Here is a 14325-nt window from a genome sequence, read left to right on the forward strand (position 1 = left end):
GCGAGGACGCCGAGGAGCGGGCGCTGTTCGTGCGTGACATCGCCTCGGGGATGGCGTTCATCAACGGGATGACCGCCAGCTACCCCGAGCTGCCCTTCGGCGGGATCAAGCAGAGCGGCTACGGCCGAGAGCTCACCGAGCTGGGCATGCGGGAGTTCATGAACGCCAAGACCGTGTGGATCGGCGGGCCCAGCAGCCAGCAGGCCAAGGGCAGCACCGCCGGCGCCGCCGCGGAATGACCCGGGTCGCGAGCGCGGACGGGCGGTCGCGGGGCACAGTGGTGGTCGTGTTCGACGTCGACTGGATGGGCCTGCTGACCCGCGAGGTGCTGCGCGAGCGCGGCGCCGCCCTGATCGCCGAGAGCTGCGCGTGGGCCGTCGGGCTCTCCGACCGGCCGCACCACCACCGGCGCGGGGGCCGGTTGGCGCCCAGCGGGCTGACGGTGGGGGAGCGAGCGGCCACCGGGCAGCTGCTCGGCGGCGAGGAGGACGGCCGCGTGGACCTCGGTGACGCCGCGCCGGGCAGCTTCCAGGACGCCCTCAACATGGTCGGCGCCGACGGGCGGCTGGTCGCCGAGCGGTTCGACGACGAGGTGCTGGTGCCCTTCGTCGCCGAGACCTGCCGGGTGGCCGGGGAGCGCGCCCGCGCGACCCGCCCGGCGGACTGGGCCGAGCTCGCCGACGACCTCGGTGAGGACCCCGCGGACGTGGACGACGTGGTGCGGGCCGGTGGGTGGGAGGCGCCGCTGCGCATCGACGCCGAGCACCTGGTGCTCGCCGCGCTGCGCGACGTCCCGCTCATCGAGGTCGAGGCCGAGGGGCTGCCCCTGTCGCTGGTGCGCGCGGCGGAGGCGGCCACCCGGTCCGCCGTCGTCCCCGAGCCGGCGCCGGTGCCCGACGAGACCCTGGCCGGCGCGCTCTTCCTCGCCCGCGCGGCGCTGGAGGACTCCGGCTGCACGGTCCCGGTGCCGCCGGAGGAGGCCGACCTGCTGCTGGCCGCCCTCGGCGACACCGGGCTGGAGCCCGAGGAGGTGCCGTCGGTGCTGCCGCACCTGCCGGTGGAGGAGGCCACCATCACCCGCATCGCCGCGGTCCTGGAGCGCTGACCGGCGGCGGCCGGCCAGGCACTGGCCCCCTGCACGACGTTCCAGACCCCTGGATGCCCGGTCGAGGGGCAATGCCTCCCGGTCACCCCGCGGTGCCGGGTCCTTAGACCTCCTCGACCGTGAACGTCCGGGTCGGGGAGACGAACTCGTCCTGCGCGGCGACCATCAGGATCTCCCGGGAACGCGCGTCCTCGGTGCGCTGGAGCAGGCCGAACACCGACGCCGCCGAGCGCCCGAGCGCCTCCGCCGCCGAACGGGTCGCCAGCCAGTGGGCGAGGAAGAGCGCGGCGATCGCGTCGCCGGCGCCGTTGACCGAGACCCCGAGCCGCGGGGTGCGCACGCGGAAGTGCCGGCCGCCCTCGGAGGCGAGCAGGTCGACGGCGTCCCCGGGGGTGTCCTCGGCGACCAGCGACGTGGTGAGCACGACCCGCGGCCCGAGCGCCTGCACGGCGGCGACGGCGTCCTTCACCGAGTCGAGCGACCGGGTGGTGGCGCCCGAGAGCAGGTCCAGCTCGTAGTGGTTGGGCGTCACCAGGTCGGCGGCCGGGACGGCGACCTCCCGCATGAACTCCTCGATGCCCGGGCGCACGAACACGCCGCGGCCGACGTCGCCGATCACCGGGTCGCAGCAGTACGCGGCCGCCGGGTTGGCCGCGCGCACCCGCGCCACCGCGCCGACGACGGCGTGCCCGATGTCGGCCGAGCCGAGGTAGCCCGACAGCACCGCGTCGCAGCTGCCGAGGACCCCGCGGTCGGCGACGCCCTGCACCAGCTCGTCGATCGACTGGCCGTCGTAGACCCGGCCGGTCCACTGGCCGTAGCCGGTGTGGTTCGAGAACTGGACGGTGTGCACGGGCCACACCTCGATGCCGAGGCGCTGGAGGGGGAAGACGGCGGAGCTGTTCCCGACGTGGCCGTAGGTGACGTGCGACTGGATGGAGAGGACGGCGGTCACGCCGGCCACCCTGGCACACCGCCTCGCCGCGGGGAGCAGCTCACCACCCGGCCACCGCTCGTCCTCCCTCACCTGGCGGGGTCCTCCCTCACGGTCTGCGGTGAGGGAGGACGCCCGGCGATCAGGGAACCTGATCGTGGCGGGAGGTCAGGCCGTGGCGCCGGTGGCCCGCCCGGGGGAGAGCTCCACGTGCGGGCGGGACTGCCACAGCGCCCACTCGGCGCTGATGTCGCCGGCGGTGCGCAGCAGGCGGGGCAGGTGCTCGCCGACCAGCCGCTCGGTGGAGGTCTCCGCGGCGTGCACGGTGACGTTCACGGCCGCGCGGACGACGCCGTCGCCGTCCCGGACGGGGACCGCCACCGACCGCACCCCGGGCGCCAGCTCCTCGTCGGCGAGCGCCCACCCGCGGGCGCGCACCTCGGTTAGCTCGGCCCGCAGCTGCTCGGGGGTCCGGCCGATCACCGGCGGCAGCCCCGCGCGGCTGGGCTCGGCGAGGACGCCGGCCAGCTCGTCCGGCGGCAGGGCGGCGAGCAGCACCTTCCCCTGCGAGGTCTGGGCCGCGGGGAACCGGGTGCCGATGTCCACCCGCAGCGTGATCAGCTTGGGCACCGACACCCGCGCCACGTAGACGATGTCCGAGCCGTCGAGCTGGGCCATCGAGGAGGACTCACCGGTGCGGGCGACCAGCGCCTCCAGGTGCGGGCGGGCGATGTCCCAGAGCCCGAGGGCGCCGACGTAGGCCATGCCGAGGGTGAGCACCTTGGGCGTGAGCGCGAACGCGCCGCCCGAGGAGCGCACGAAGCCCAGCTCCTCGAGGGTCAGCAGCAACCGTCGCGCGGTCGGGCGCGCGAGCCGCGCCGCCGCGGCCACCTCCGACAGCGTCATGGCCGGGTGGTCGCGATCGAAGCACGCGAGGACGTCGAGGCCCCGTGCCAGCGCCTCGACGAAGTCGGGCCCGCTGCCGCGCCCTGCCATGTCCCTCGTCCTCTCCTCGGTGCCCGCGTCGCGGCCCCCTGCCCCCCGCCGCGACCGTGCGGGCGGCGGGGGGCAGGGGGTCCCTTCCTCAGTGATCGGTGACGGACCCGGCCGGCCGCTCGGTGGCCAGGTGCTCCTCGAACACCTGCTCACGGGCGGCGTGCGTCCCGTGGGACTTGTAGTCGGTGTACTGGTAGGGGTTGTCGAGCACCTGGGAGTCGGGCAGGTCCGGGTACATGCCCGACATCCAGGCCTCCTCGCCCATGGTGCTCCGCAGGTGGCCCACGGTCTCGTCGATCTCGCGGCGCGCGGCCGCCAGGTCGACGTCGACCAGGCGGTGCGCGTGCTTCACGACCCGGCCGTCGACCAGCACGGTGTGCACGTCGCCGCGCTGCGCCTGGAACGCCACGTGGCCGAACGGGTTGAGCAGCGGGAAGGAGACCGGCGAGGCGTCGTTCTTGATCAGCACGACGTCGGCCTTCTTGCCCGGCTGGAGGGTGCCCAGGTCGTCGCGGCCCAGCGCCAGCGCCCCGCCGCGGGTGGCCCACTGGACGACGTCCTGGGCGCGCAGCTGGAGGTGGGTGACGGTGTCGCCGGAGAGGTGGGCCTCGAAGTGCTCCCGGGAGCGGTCGGCGCCCAGCGTGGTGCGCATGGCGGAGAAGAGATCACCGCTCCACCACACGCTGGTGTCCATCGACAGCGAGACGGGGATGCCGTGCGAGCGCACCTGCCAGGTGGGCGGGTAGCCCTGCCCGGCGCTCTGCTCGGACTCCGTCGACACCGAGATCGAGCCGCCCGTGGCCGCGATGCGGTGGTAGGAGTCAGGCGTCAGGGTGGCTGCGTGCACGTACACCGTCTCGGGCGTCATGAAGCCGTGCTCGTGCATGAGCCGGATGCCGTCGTCGTTGGTGGCGCCCCAGACGCCGGCGTGCGTGGTGACGGGCAGGCCGAGCTCGCGGGCGACCTCGAACGCGGCCTTCTCGGGGAAGGCGGGGTCGCCGGTGACGTCGAAGGCGAGCTGCAGGCCGAGCATGTCGTCGGCGGCGTCGCGCTGGCGCTCGAGGAAGGCGCGGACGTCGGCGTCGGCGGTCCACTCCCACGGTGCGGCCTGGATGTTGCCGTAGGCCAGGACGAAGCGGCCGGGCACCGAGCGCAGGGCGTCGACGGCGGCCTCGGCGTGCTCGACCGACTGCAGGCCGTGCGACCAGTCGACGGTCGTGGTGACGCCGGCCTCCAGCGCCTCCAGCGCCGAGAGGCGGTTGCCCGCCGCGACGTCCTGGGGCCGGAACTTCCGCCCGTGCTCGAGGTAGTACCAGACGAAGTACTGGGTCAGCGTCCAGTCGGCGCCGTAGCCGCGCATCGCCGTCTGCCACATGTGCCGGTGGGTGTCGACCATCCCCGGCATGACGATGCCGCCTCGGGCGTCGATCTCCTGCGTGCCCTCGGGGACCTCCAGCGCCGGCCCCACCGCGGCGATGCGGTCGTCGACGACCAGCACGTCCGCGTCGGGCAGGACGGTGCAGGTCTCGTCCATGGTCAGCACGGTCCCCCCGCGCAGCACCACCGGGCGACCGGCCGCCGGAGCGGGCTCGGAGTGGGTCATCGTCTCCTCCTGGACGTCGTCGTCGCGTCGCCGGACCGGCGTCCGTACAGCGGACACCCTGTGCGACCTGCGTCACCATGTCCTGTGGACCAGGAGCTGTCAACCGGGTCGCGTGGAGACGGCGGGCCATCGGACCAGCGGTTGACAGCCCGGTACGGCCGTCGGAGACTGCGGACGCCGAATGCGGACGGTTGTCCGCAGCCGTCGAGGACGAGGAGTGTGCGACCCGGATGAGCGTTGACGCCGAGGACTCCGGGGGAGCGGCGGCGGGACCCCTCGCCGGCCTGCTGGTGGCCGACTTCTCCCGCATCCTGGCCGGGCCGTACGCCACGATGCTGCTCGCCGATCTCGGCGCCGAGGTGGTGAAGGTCGAGGGCCCGCACGGCGATGACACCCGCACCTGGCAGCCGCCGGTGCGCGAGGGCGTCTCCACGTACTACATGGGCGCCAACCGCAACAAGCGCTCGGTCGCCCTCGACCTGAAGGACCCGGGCGACCTCGCGGCCGCGCGTGAGCTGGCGCGGCGGGCCGACGTGCTCGTGGAGAACTTCAAGCCCGGTGGGCTGGCCCGCTTCGGTCTGGACTACGACGCCGTCGCGGCGGGCAACCCTCGCGTCGTCTACGCCTCCATCAGCGGCTTCGGCAGCGCCCCCGAGGGCGCCGCGCTGCCCGGCTACGACCTCATCGTCCAGGCGATCTCGGGCTTCATGAGCCTCACCGGTGACCCGGACGGCTCCCCGTACCGCGCGGGGGTGGCGCTCTTCGACGTCATGGCAGGCCTGCACGCCACCATCGGGGTGCTGTCGGCGCTCAACCACCGGCACGCCACCGGGCGCGGGCAGCACATCGAGGTGAACCTGCTCTCCTCGGCGCTGTCCGGCCTGGTCAACCAGACCAGCGCCTACGTCGCCGGCGACGTGGTGCCCTTCCGCATGGGCAACAGCCACCCGAGCCTGTTCCCCTACGAGCCGCTGCCCTGCGCCGACGGCGACCTGATCATCACGGCCGGCAACAACGGCCAGTTCCGCCGGCTGGTCGAGGTGCTCGGCATCCCCGAGCTCGCGGACGACCCGCGCTTCGGCCGCAACGAGGACCGCACCGCCCACCGGGAGGAGCTGCGCCCGCTGCTGGTGGAGCGGCTGCGCACCCGGAGCAAGCAGGAGTGGTTCCGCGACATCATCGGCGCCGGCGTGCCGTGCGGGCCGATCAACACCATCGACCAGGGCGTGGCGTTCGCGCAGGAGGTCGGCCTGGACCCGGTCGTCCGGGTGGGGGAGGGAGCGGCCGCGGTGCCCACGGTGCGCAACCCGATCACCTTCTCCGAGACGCCGGCGGCCTACCGGCTCCCGCCGCCAGGCCTCGACGAGCACGGCGCGGAGATCCGGCGCTGGCTCTCGACCGAGGAGGGGGCCCCGTGACCGCCGAGCGCCCGCGGTACCCGACGGCGCTCGGCGCCTCCAGCCTGGAGTCGATCACGCTCCTGGGCACGGACCTCGCCCGCGACGTCATGGGCAGCGTGGGCTTCGGGGAGCTGGCCTTCTGGCTGGCCACCCAGCGGCGGCCGACGCCGGGGGAGACCCGCGTGTTCGAGGCGGTGCTCGCCGCGCTCGCCGACCACGGGTTCACGCCGACCGCGATCGTCACCCGGCTCACCTACCTCTCGGCCCCCGACTCGATCCAGGGCGCCCTCGCCGCCGGGCTGCTCGGCGGCGGGTCGCGCTTCCTCGGCGTCACCGAGGACTGCGGCCGCTTCCTGCACGACGTCCTCACCTCCGTGGACGGCGACCTGCCCGCCGACGACGCCGGCTGGGACGCGCTCGCCCTCGAGACGGTGACCGCCCAGCGGGCCGCCGGCCGGTTCGTGCCGGGGCTGGGGCACCACGTGCACAAGCAGGGCGACCCGCGCACGCCGCGGCTGTTCGAGATCGCGGCCGAGGAGGGCCTGGTCGGCCCGCACCTGCGGCTCTTCGCCGCCATCGGCCGCACGCACGAGCAGGTGCTCGGCAAGCGGCTGCCGCTCAACGGCGCGGGCGTCTGCGGAGCGGCGCTGGCCGACCTCGGGCTGCCCCTGGAGCTGCTGCGGGGGTTCGCGCTGCTGGCCCGCACCGCCGGGCTGATCGGCCAGCTCGCCGAGGAGCTGCGGCACCCGGTGGCCGACGAGGTCTTCCTCTCCGTCGACCTCAACAACCGGCCGGTGCCGCCCGACCCCTACGTCCCCGCGCCCCTGCCCGGCGCGCGGCCGCGGGGCTGAGGGGCCGGCCGTGCGCGCCGCCGTCCTGCACACGCCGGGGGAGATCCCGCAGCTGCGCGAGCACCCCGATCCCGAGCCGGGCGCCGACCGGGCCGTCGTCCGCGTGACCGCCGCACCGCTGGTCCCCCTCGACCTGCTGTGCGCCTCGGGCACCTCCTACTTCGGGCGCCCCGCGGTGCCCTACGTGCCGGGCGTCCAGGGCGTGGGCGTGGTCGAGGACGGCCCCGGTGCCGCGCCGGGCACCAGGGTCTGGTTCGCCACCAGCGCCGGCATGGCCCCCGGCGACGGCAGCCTCGCGGAGCGCTGCGCGGTGGCACCCGAGGACCTGGTCCCGGTCGACGCCGACGTCCCCGACGCCGCGCTGGCCGCGCTGGGGCTCTCCGCCGTCGCCGCCTGGATGTCGCTGACCTGGCGCGGCGGGCTGCTGCCGGGTGAGCACGTGCTGGTGCTGGGCGCCGGCGGGGCCGTCGGGCAGGCCGCGGTCGGCGCGGCGCGGCTGCTCGGTGCCGGGCGCGTCGTGGCGGCGGCCCGCTCGGCGGCGGCCCGGGAGCGCGCGCTGGCCGCCGGCGCCGACGCGGTGGTGGCGCTCGACGCCGGCGTCGACGCGCTGGTGGAGCGCTTCGCCGACGCGGCGGGCGGGCGGCTGGACCTGGTCGTCGACCCGGTCTTCGGGGCGGTGGCGACCGCGGCGGCCCGGGCGCTCTCCGCGGGCGGGCGCCTGGTGAACCTCGGCGGCGCCGCGGGCGACACCGCGGACTTCTCCTCGGCCGTGCTGCGCGGGAAGTCCGCGTCGGTGCTCGGCTACACGAACAACGCCCTGACCCCGGCGCAGCGGGCGGAGGCGGTCGGCGCCGTCGCGCTCGAGGCGGCGGCCGGCCGGCTCGCCGTCGCCCACGAGCAGGTCCCCCTCGCCGACGTCGCCACCGCGTGGCGGCGGCAGGCGACCGGGGACCCCGGCGTCCGGCTGGTCCTGACGCCCTGAACGAGCACGCCCCACGCGGGAAGCGCGGGGGAGGAACCGCGCGGCCGTCAGCGGCCGCGCCGGACGGCAGGAGGACCGTCGTGGACCTGGTCACCGAGGAGAACATCACCGAGCTCGCGGTGGAGCGCTGGGCCACCGCCCGCGACCCGCGGCTCGCGGAGGTCATGACGGCCCTCGTGCGGCACCTGCACGACTTCGCCCGCGAGGTGCGGCTGACCGAGGACGAGTGGATGGCCGCCGTCCAGTGGCTGACCGCCACGGGCAAGATCAGCAGCGAGAAGCGGGAGGAGTTCATCCTCGCCTCCGACGTGGTGGGCCTGTCGATGCTCGTCGTCCAGATGAACCACCGGCTGGACCCGCGGGCGACGCCGGCCACCGTGCTCGGGCCCTTCCACATCGAGGGCTCGCCCGAGCTCGGCTACGGCGAGGACATGTCCGAGGGGCTGCCCGGGACGCCGCTGTACCTGCACGGCCGGGTGACCGACCTCGACGGCGCCCCGGTGGCCGGGGCGGTGCTCGACGTCTGGCAGGCCGACACCGAGGGCGCCTACGAGTCGCAGATCCCCGACATCGACGAGGCCCGGCTGCGGGCGAAGTACACGACCGGGGAGGACGGCGAGTACTGCCTGCGCACCATCGCGCCGCTGGGCTACACCATCCCGATGGACGGGCCGGTCGGTGATCTCGTCGCCCGGACCGAGATCAGCCACTTCCGGCCGGCGCACATCCACTTCCTGATCAACGTGCCGGGCTTCGAGCCGCTGATCACCCACCTGTTCCAGCAGGGGGCGCCCTACCTGGACAGCGACGTCGTGTTCGGCACCAAGCAGGAGCTGGTGACGGCGTTCGAGGAGCGGGAGCCGGGCAGCACACCCGACGGCGGCTCGATCGACGTGCCGTGGCTGGAGTCGCGCTACGACTTCGTGCTGCAGCGGCAGGCCTGATCGCCCCCGGCCGGATCGCGGCGGCGCCCGGGACCGGCCACGATGGGGGCCTCCACGCCGGACCGACCGAGGAGCACGGGATGACCGATCCGAACACCCAGCCGGAGCAGCCCGACGAGGGCTCGCACGCCAGCGTGAGCGACGACCCGGCCCGCCCGGGCGGCGGCCGCACCGACGGCGAGACCTCGGTCGACGAGGCGCTGGGGCAGGAGCCGGCCGACCCGGCCTGAGCTGAGGCGGCGGCGTGGCGGCGCGCGAGCTCGTCGTCCTGGGTACGTCGAGCCAGGCCCCCACCCGCGACCGCAACCACAACGGCTACCCCCAGCAGCGCGATCACCCGGATCTCCGTCTCCCACTTCCACGGGGACCACTGCCTCGGGCTGCCCGGCGTCCTGCAGCGGATGAACCTGGACCGGGTGGCGCACCCGGTTCCGGTGCACTTCCCCGCAGGCGGGCAGCCGTGGTTCGAGCGGCTGCGCCCCGCGTCGGTGTTCCACGACGTCCTGGACGTCCGGGAGCGGCCCGTGACCGGGGACGGGCCGCTCGCGACGGGCGGCCCCGGGCCGTTGGAGGCGCGCCGGCTGGACCACCCGGTCGAGACCTACGGCTACCGCCTGGTGGAGCCCGACGGTCGCCGGATGCTGCCCGATCGGCTGGCCCGCGCCGGCATCGCGGGCGCGGACGTCGGGCGGCTGCAGCGGCTGTGCGACGCCGTGTGGGCGCTGGCCGACGGCGCCGACCTCCTGCTCATCGAGTCGACCTCCCTCTCCTCCGACGAGCGGCTCGCCCGCCGGTACGGGCACCTCACCGCCCGGCAGGCGGCGACGGTGGCCGCCGACTGCGGCGTCCGGACGCTGGTGCTGACGCACTTCTCCCAGCGGTACGACGACCCCCGGCGATTCGCCGAGGAGGCGGGGGAGGCGTTCGGCGGGGAGGTCGTCGTGGCCGCCGACCTGCAGACGGTGCCGGTCCCGCGGCGCATCCCCGTCACCGCCGGGTGAACCAGGACGGGCGCGTGCCGGCGGCGGTGCGGGGTAGAGCCACCTGGGCCGGTTGCGAACCCCATCGAACATCGAGGAGGCCTTCCGTGGCCCTGACCTACCCGACCCTGCCCGGCGACATCGACCACCTCATCGCCGACGACCACGCGATCGTCGAGCGGCAGTTCCAGCACCTGGAGGCCGGGCGCGGCAACCGCCGCGTGCTGGTCGACCAGGTCTCCTTCGAGCTGGCGCTGCACGCCTTCGCCGAGGAGACGGTGCTCTACCCGATCTGGACCGAGATCGGGATGACCGACGAGCACGACGACGCCGAGCACGAGCACCAGGAGATCAAGGAGCTGCTCGTCGTCCTGGGCCGCACCGAACCCGGGGAGCAGGAGTTCGAGGAGGCCCTCAGCAGGCTGATGCGCGTCGTCCGCCACCACGTCGGCGACGAGGAGGGCGAGGAACTGCCGGAGTTCCGCCGCAAGGCCGGGCCCGAGCGCATGGCGCAGCTGGGCAGGGAGTTCCTGGCGGCCAAGCGGATGGCCCCGACCCGTCCGCACCCGCACGCCCCCGACGAGGGGATCGCCGAGCGGATCGCCGGCATGCTGGCCAAGCCGCTGGACCACGTGCGCGACCTGCTGTCGGGCCGGCAGAAGGAGATGGCCACCGACGCCTCCGGCCTGCTGGACCCGCAGGCGCAGGCGATCGTCGACGCCCACTCCTCGCTGGGCCCGCTGCCGTTCGAGATCCTCGAGCCCGACCAGGCGCGCTCCCAGCCGGGCCCCGACGACGCCGTCAGGAAGGTCATGGCCGACAAGGGCATCGAGGGGCCCGAGGAGGTCGGCTCGGTGGAGGACATCGTCATCCCCGACGCCGCGGGCGGCCAGCTGCGGATGCGGGTCTACAAGCCGGTGCGGGCGACCGAGGGACCGCTACCGGTGATCATGTGGATCCACGGCGGCGGCTGGGTGCTCTTCGACATCGACACCTACGACGCGTCCTGCCGCGGGGTCTGCAACAAGACCGGCGCGATGGTGGTCAGCCCCGACTACCGCCGGGCACCGGAGGCCGTGTTCCCGGCCTCGCACGACGACGTCCTCGCCGCCTACCGGTGGACGGTCGCGCACGCCGCCGAGCTGGGCGGGGACCCGTCGCGCATCGGCATCGGCGGGGAGTCCGTGGGAGGCACCATGGCGGCGGCGGCGGCGCTCCAACTGGCGCAGGCCGGCGAGCAGGTGCCCGCCGCCGCGGTGTGCGTCTACCCCCTCACCACCGGGGAGCAGCTCGGTGAGTCGATGGAGGACGCCGCGGACGGCCGCCCGCTCAACCGCGCGCTGCTCTCGTGGATGGCGATGCATGCGTTCGAGGGGAGGCCCGAGGGCGCGCGGGACCCGCGGGTCGACCTGCTGGGGTGGAGCCGCGAGCAGCTGGCGCTGATGCCCCCCACGCTGGTGATCACCGACGAGCGCGACGTGCTGCGCAGCCAGGGGCAGCTCTTCGCGGAGAAGCTCGAGGCCGCGGGGGTGCCCACCACCCACCGCTACTACCCGGGCGTCATGCACGAGTTCTTCGGCGCCGCCGCCGTGCTGGAGAAGGCCGAGCAGGCCCAGCAGGAGGCGGCGCGGCACTTCATCCGCGCCTTCGGCGCTCCCCGCCCGGCCGTGGGCGCCGTGCCCACCAGCGGGGGGACGGCGTGACGACGGCGTGACGACGGCGCGGCCGGGAGGAGTGGCGCCCTCCCGGCCCGGCCCACCGCCCGGTTGCCGCGGCCGGGAACGGGCGGGAGGCTCCCTGGAGCGGCGGACCACCCACGGGAGGCACGACCATGGCGGCACGGGAACCCAAGGAGATCGCCCAGGTCGCCACGGCGACCGGCACCAAGAAGGTGGGTCGCACCTGGGACCGCGTGCTGGTGAGCGCCTTCCTGGCCGGGGCCTACATCGCCTTCGGCGGGTTGGTCGCGATCACCGTCTCCTCGGGGCTGGACCCGGAGACCTGGGGCACGCTGCCGACGCTCTTCACGGGCGCCACCTTCACCCTGGGGCTCGTGCTGGTCCTGGTGGCGGGCTCCGACCTGGCCACGGGGAACATGATGCTGGTCCCGCTGGGCGCGATGCACGGCAAGCTGGGCATGGACGACGTCGTCCGCAACCTCACCCTGGTCCTGCTGGGCAACCTGCTGGGCGCCCTGTTCGTCGCCTACTTCCTCGCGGTCCAGACCGGCGTGATCGGGGACGCCGACGCGACGGGGACGGGCGGGCTGACGTACGAGCGGCTCGCCTCCATCGCCGAGGGGAAGGCGCTGGAGGAGTCGCCCTGGCAGACCTTCCTGCGCGCCGTGGGCTGCAACTGGCTGGTCTGCCTGGCCGTGTGGATGTCGCTGGCGGCGACGTCGGTGTCCGGGAAGATCCTGGCGATCTTCTTCCCGATCATGGCCTTCGTCGCCATGGGCTTCGACCACGTCGTCGCCAACATGTTCTTCCTGCCCGCGGCGATCTTCGCGGGCGTCCCCGACCTCGGCTGGGACGACACCCTGCTCAACTGGCTGCTCGCCGGGGCGGGCAACCTGGTGGGCGCCGTCGTCTTCGTCGCGACGTCGTACTGGTACCTCTTCCTCCGCGACGAGCCGGAGCCCTCGCCGGAGGAGGCCGCCGCCGAGGACGCCGAGCGCGCGTGACCGGCCGCGCGGCGCGCACCCGTCACGGGATCGTCATGGGCCGGGCTGCGTGCCGGAGCCGGCGACGGGGGTACGGCGGGTGCGGCGAGAGCCCCCGGACGCATCCGCGTCCCGGACCACCACCACGGAGGAGACCGACGTGACCGTCGCCGCCCAGATGCTCGACACCTACCCGAAGGACCTCGGCGGTGTGGACAAGCAGAAGCTGCTCGAGTGCATCGAGGCCTGCGTCGAGTGCGCGCAGGCCTGCACCGCCTGTGCCGACGCCTGCCTGAGCGAGGACTCGGTGGCAGAGCTGACGAAGTGCATCCGCAGCAACACCGACTGCGCCGACATCTGCGACACCACCGGCCGGGTGCTCTCCCGGCACACCGGCTACGACGCGAACCTGACCCGGGCCGTCCTGGAGGCCTGCGCCGCCGCGTGCAAGTCCTGCGGCGACGAGTGCGGCAGCCACGCCGAGATGCACGAGCACTGCCGGGTCTGCGCGGAGGCGTGCCGCCGCTGCGAGACGGCGTGCCGGGAGCTCATCGCCAGCCTGGGGTGACCCCGTGACCGCGATCAGCGCGGCGGCCGGTGCTCCCCGGTGACCGTCGACGTGCTGCTGGCGACGGCGGGCGCACTCGCGCTCGTCGCCGCCGCGTGGTCGGACCGGATCCGCCGGCTCCCGTTCAGCGAGCCGCTCCTGGCGCTCGCCATCGGCGTCGTCCTCGGCCCGGCGGTGCTCGGCGTCCTGCCCCTGCCCGATCTGCTCGAGGACCACGGCTGGCTGCACACCGCCGCGCGGCTGCTGCTGGCCGTGTCCGTCATGGCGGTGGCGCTGCGCTACCCGGCCCAAGTCGTACGCGCCCGCTGGCGGCCGGTCCTCCTGCTGCTGGCCGTGGTGATGCCGGTCATGGCCCTCGTGACCGCCGGGCTGGCCGGGATCACGCTGGGTGCCGGGGTCGGGGTCGCCGCGCTGCTGGGCGCCGCGCTGGCGCCGACCGATCCGGTGCTCGCGTCCAACGTGGTGACCGGCAAGCCCGCCGAGGAGGACCTTCCCGACCGCGACCGGGAGGTGCTCTCCCTGGAGTCCGGCGCGAACGACGGCCTGGCGCTGCCGCTGGTGCTCGTCGCGATCGCGCTCGCCGGCCCCCTCTCGGTGGGGGAGGCGCTGCTCGAGTCGCTCTGGCAGGTCGCCGGGGCCATCCTGCTCGGCGCCCTGCTCGGCTGGCTGGGCGGCCGTGCCCTGCGGGCCGGAGCCGACCACGGGGCGACCGACCCCGGGCCGGAGCTGGTGTTCACGGTCGTCCTGGCCCTCGCCGTGCTCGGCGTCGGAGGCCTGATCCACATCGACGGCATCCTGGCCGTCTTCGTCTGCGGCCTGGCGTTCAACGCGGTGAGCACCGGACGCGAACGGGTCGCGGACGTGCGCATCGACGAGGCCGTGAACCGGTTCGTCATCCTCCCGCTCTTCGTGGCGTTCGGTGCGCTGCTGCCGTGGGCGCAGTGGCGGGAACTGGGCTGGTCCGGGGTGGTGTTCGCCGTGCTCACCCTGCTGCTGCGCCGGCCGCCGGTGATCTACCTGCTGCGCCGTCCGCTGCACCTCGCCCCGCCGGACGGGGTCTACCTCGGCTGGTTCGGCCCCATCGGGATCTCGGCGCTCTTCTACCTGACGCTGGAGTCCGAGCGGCTCTCGATCGACCCGGTGGTGCTCGCGGCCGGTTCGCTGGTGGTCGCGGCCAGCACCCTGGCGCACGGGCTGACCGCCACGCTCGGCCGGCGGTTGTACCGCCGGGCCACCGGCCCGCCGCGGGATGCCGGAACGCGCAGCGCTGCGTCGTCGCGGGGGTCGGCGGGGTAGGGGG

At 74.7% G+C, this 14325-nt stretch carries 15 protein-coding genes; 12 read left to right on the forward strand and 3 right to left on the reverse strand.

What is annotated here, in order from left to right; translation table 11 throughout:
• Both ACI792_RS19380 and ACI792_RS19385 read left to right on the forward strand, forming a co-directional pair.
• The coding region (locus ACI792_RS19380; RefSeq protein ID WP_456604024.1) for an aldehyde dehydrogenase family protein at positions 1-239 on the forward strand (239 nt) is incomplete at its 5' end.
• 47 nt (positions 240-286) lie between these two features.
• Positions 287-1105 carry a hypothetical protein gene (locus tag ACI792_RS19385; RefSeq protein WP_456604025.1) on the forward strand — a complete coding sequence of 273 codons (819 nt, stop codon included), beginning with the start codon at positions 287-289 and terminating at the stop codon, positions 1103-1105.
• Between the two features lie 103 nt (positions 1106-1208).
• On the opposite strand, the gene pdxY is transcribed toward ACI792_RS19385, so the two are convergent.
• The 3 genes from pdxY to ACI792_RS19400 all read right to left on the reverse strand — a co-directional run bounded on the left by pdxY (position 1209) and on the right by ACI792_RS19400 (position 4638).
• Positions 1209-2060 (reverse strand): pyridoxal kinase PdxY, encoded by an 852-nt coding sequence (pdxY, locus tag ACI792_RS19390; protein WP_456604026.1) that lies wholly within the window; start codon positions 2058-2060, stop codon positions 1209-1211.
• A gap of 147 nt (positions 2061-2207) precedes the next feature.
• A complete protein-coding gene (locus tag ACI792_RS19395) occupies positions 2208-3035 on the reverse strand; it encodes an IclR family transcriptional regulator domain-containing protein (protein WP_456604027.1) in 828 nt (275 codons plus the stop codon).
• Between the two features lie 88 nt (positions 3036-3123).
• Positions 3124-4638 carry an amidohydrolase family protein gene (locus ACI792_RS19400; protein WP_456604028.1) on the reverse strand — a complete coding sequence of 505 codons (1515 nt, stop codon included), beginning with the start codon at positions 4636-4638 and terminating at the stop codon, positions 3124-3126.
• A gap of 230 nt (positions 4639-4868) precedes the next feature.
• Here ACI792_RS19400 and ACI792_RS19405 point away from each other — a divergent pair, with 230 nt between their 5' ends.
• The 10 genes from ACI792_RS19405 (at position 4869) to ACI792_RS19450 (ending at position 14321) form a co-directional block, all read left to right on the forward strand.
• A complete protein-coding gene (locus tag ACI792_RS19405) occupies positions 4869-6056 on the forward strand; it encodes a CaiB/BaiF CoA transferase family protein (RefSeq protein WP_456604029.1) in 1188 nt (395 codons plus the stop codon).
• Complete coding sequence (locus ACI792_RS19410) at positions 6053-6889, forward strand: citryl-CoA lyase (protein WP_456604030.1); 837 nt, start codon at positions 6053-6055, stop codon at positions 6887-6889. The genes ACI792_RS19405 and ACI792_RS19410 overlap by 4 nt, the downstream gene beginning before the upstream one ends.
• A gap of 10 nt (positions 6890-6899) precedes the next feature.
• Positions 6900-7871 (forward strand): zinc-binding dehydrogenase, encoded by a 972-nt coding sequence (locus tag ACI792_RS19415; protein WP_456604031.1) that lies wholly within the window; start codon positions 6900-6902, stop codon positions 7869-7871.
• Between the two features lie 80 nt (positions 7872-7951).
• Positions 7952-8815: a dioxygenase family protein gene (locus ACI792_RS19420; RefSeq protein ID WP_456604032.1), complete on the forward strand. Its 864-nt coding sequence runs from the start codon at positions 7952-7954 to the stop codon at positions 8813-8815.
• A gap of 80 nt (positions 8816-8895) precedes the next feature.
• A complete protein-coding gene (locus tag ACI792_RS19425; protein ID WP_456604033.1) occupies positions 8896-9045 on the forward strand; it encodes a hypothetical protein in 150 nt (49 codons plus the stop codon).
• Positions 9046-9195: 150 nt separating this feature from the next.
• A complete protein-coding gene (locus tag ACI792_RS19430; RefSeq protein WP_456604056.1) occupies positions 9196-9816 on the forward strand; it encodes an MBL fold metallo-hydrolase in 621 nt (206 codons plus the stop codon).
• Between the two features lie 86 nt (positions 9817-9902).
• Positions 9903-11498, forward strand: coding sequence for an alpha/beta hydrolase fold domain-containing protein (locus ACI792_RS19435; protein WP_456604034.1), 1596 nt, complete (start codon positions 9903-9905; stop codon positions 11496-11498).
• 128 nt (positions 11499-11626) lie between these two features.
• The gene (locus tag ACI792_RS19440) at positions 11627-12478 is read left to right on the forward strand and encodes a formate/nitrite transporter family protein (RefSeq protein ID WP_456604035.1); all 852 of its coding nucleotides are present in this window, start codon (positions 11627-11629) and stop codon (positions 12476-12478) included.
• 139 nt (positions 12479-12617) lie between these two features.
• Complete coding sequence (locus ACI792_RS19445) at positions 12618-13025, forward strand: four-helix bundle copper-binding protein (RefSeq protein WP_456604036.1); 408 nt, start codon at positions 12618-12620, stop codon at positions 13023-13025.
• A gap of 39 nt (positions 13026-13064) precedes the next feature.
• Positions 13065-14321, forward strand: coding sequence for a cation:proton antiporter domain-containing protein (locus ACI792_RS19450; RefSeq protein WP_456604037.1), 1257 nt, complete (start codon positions 13065-13067; stop codon positions 14319-14321).
• Positions 14322-14325: the final 4 nt, after the last annotated feature.

This window comes from Blastococcus sp. SYSU DS0669, assembly GCF_054050895.1.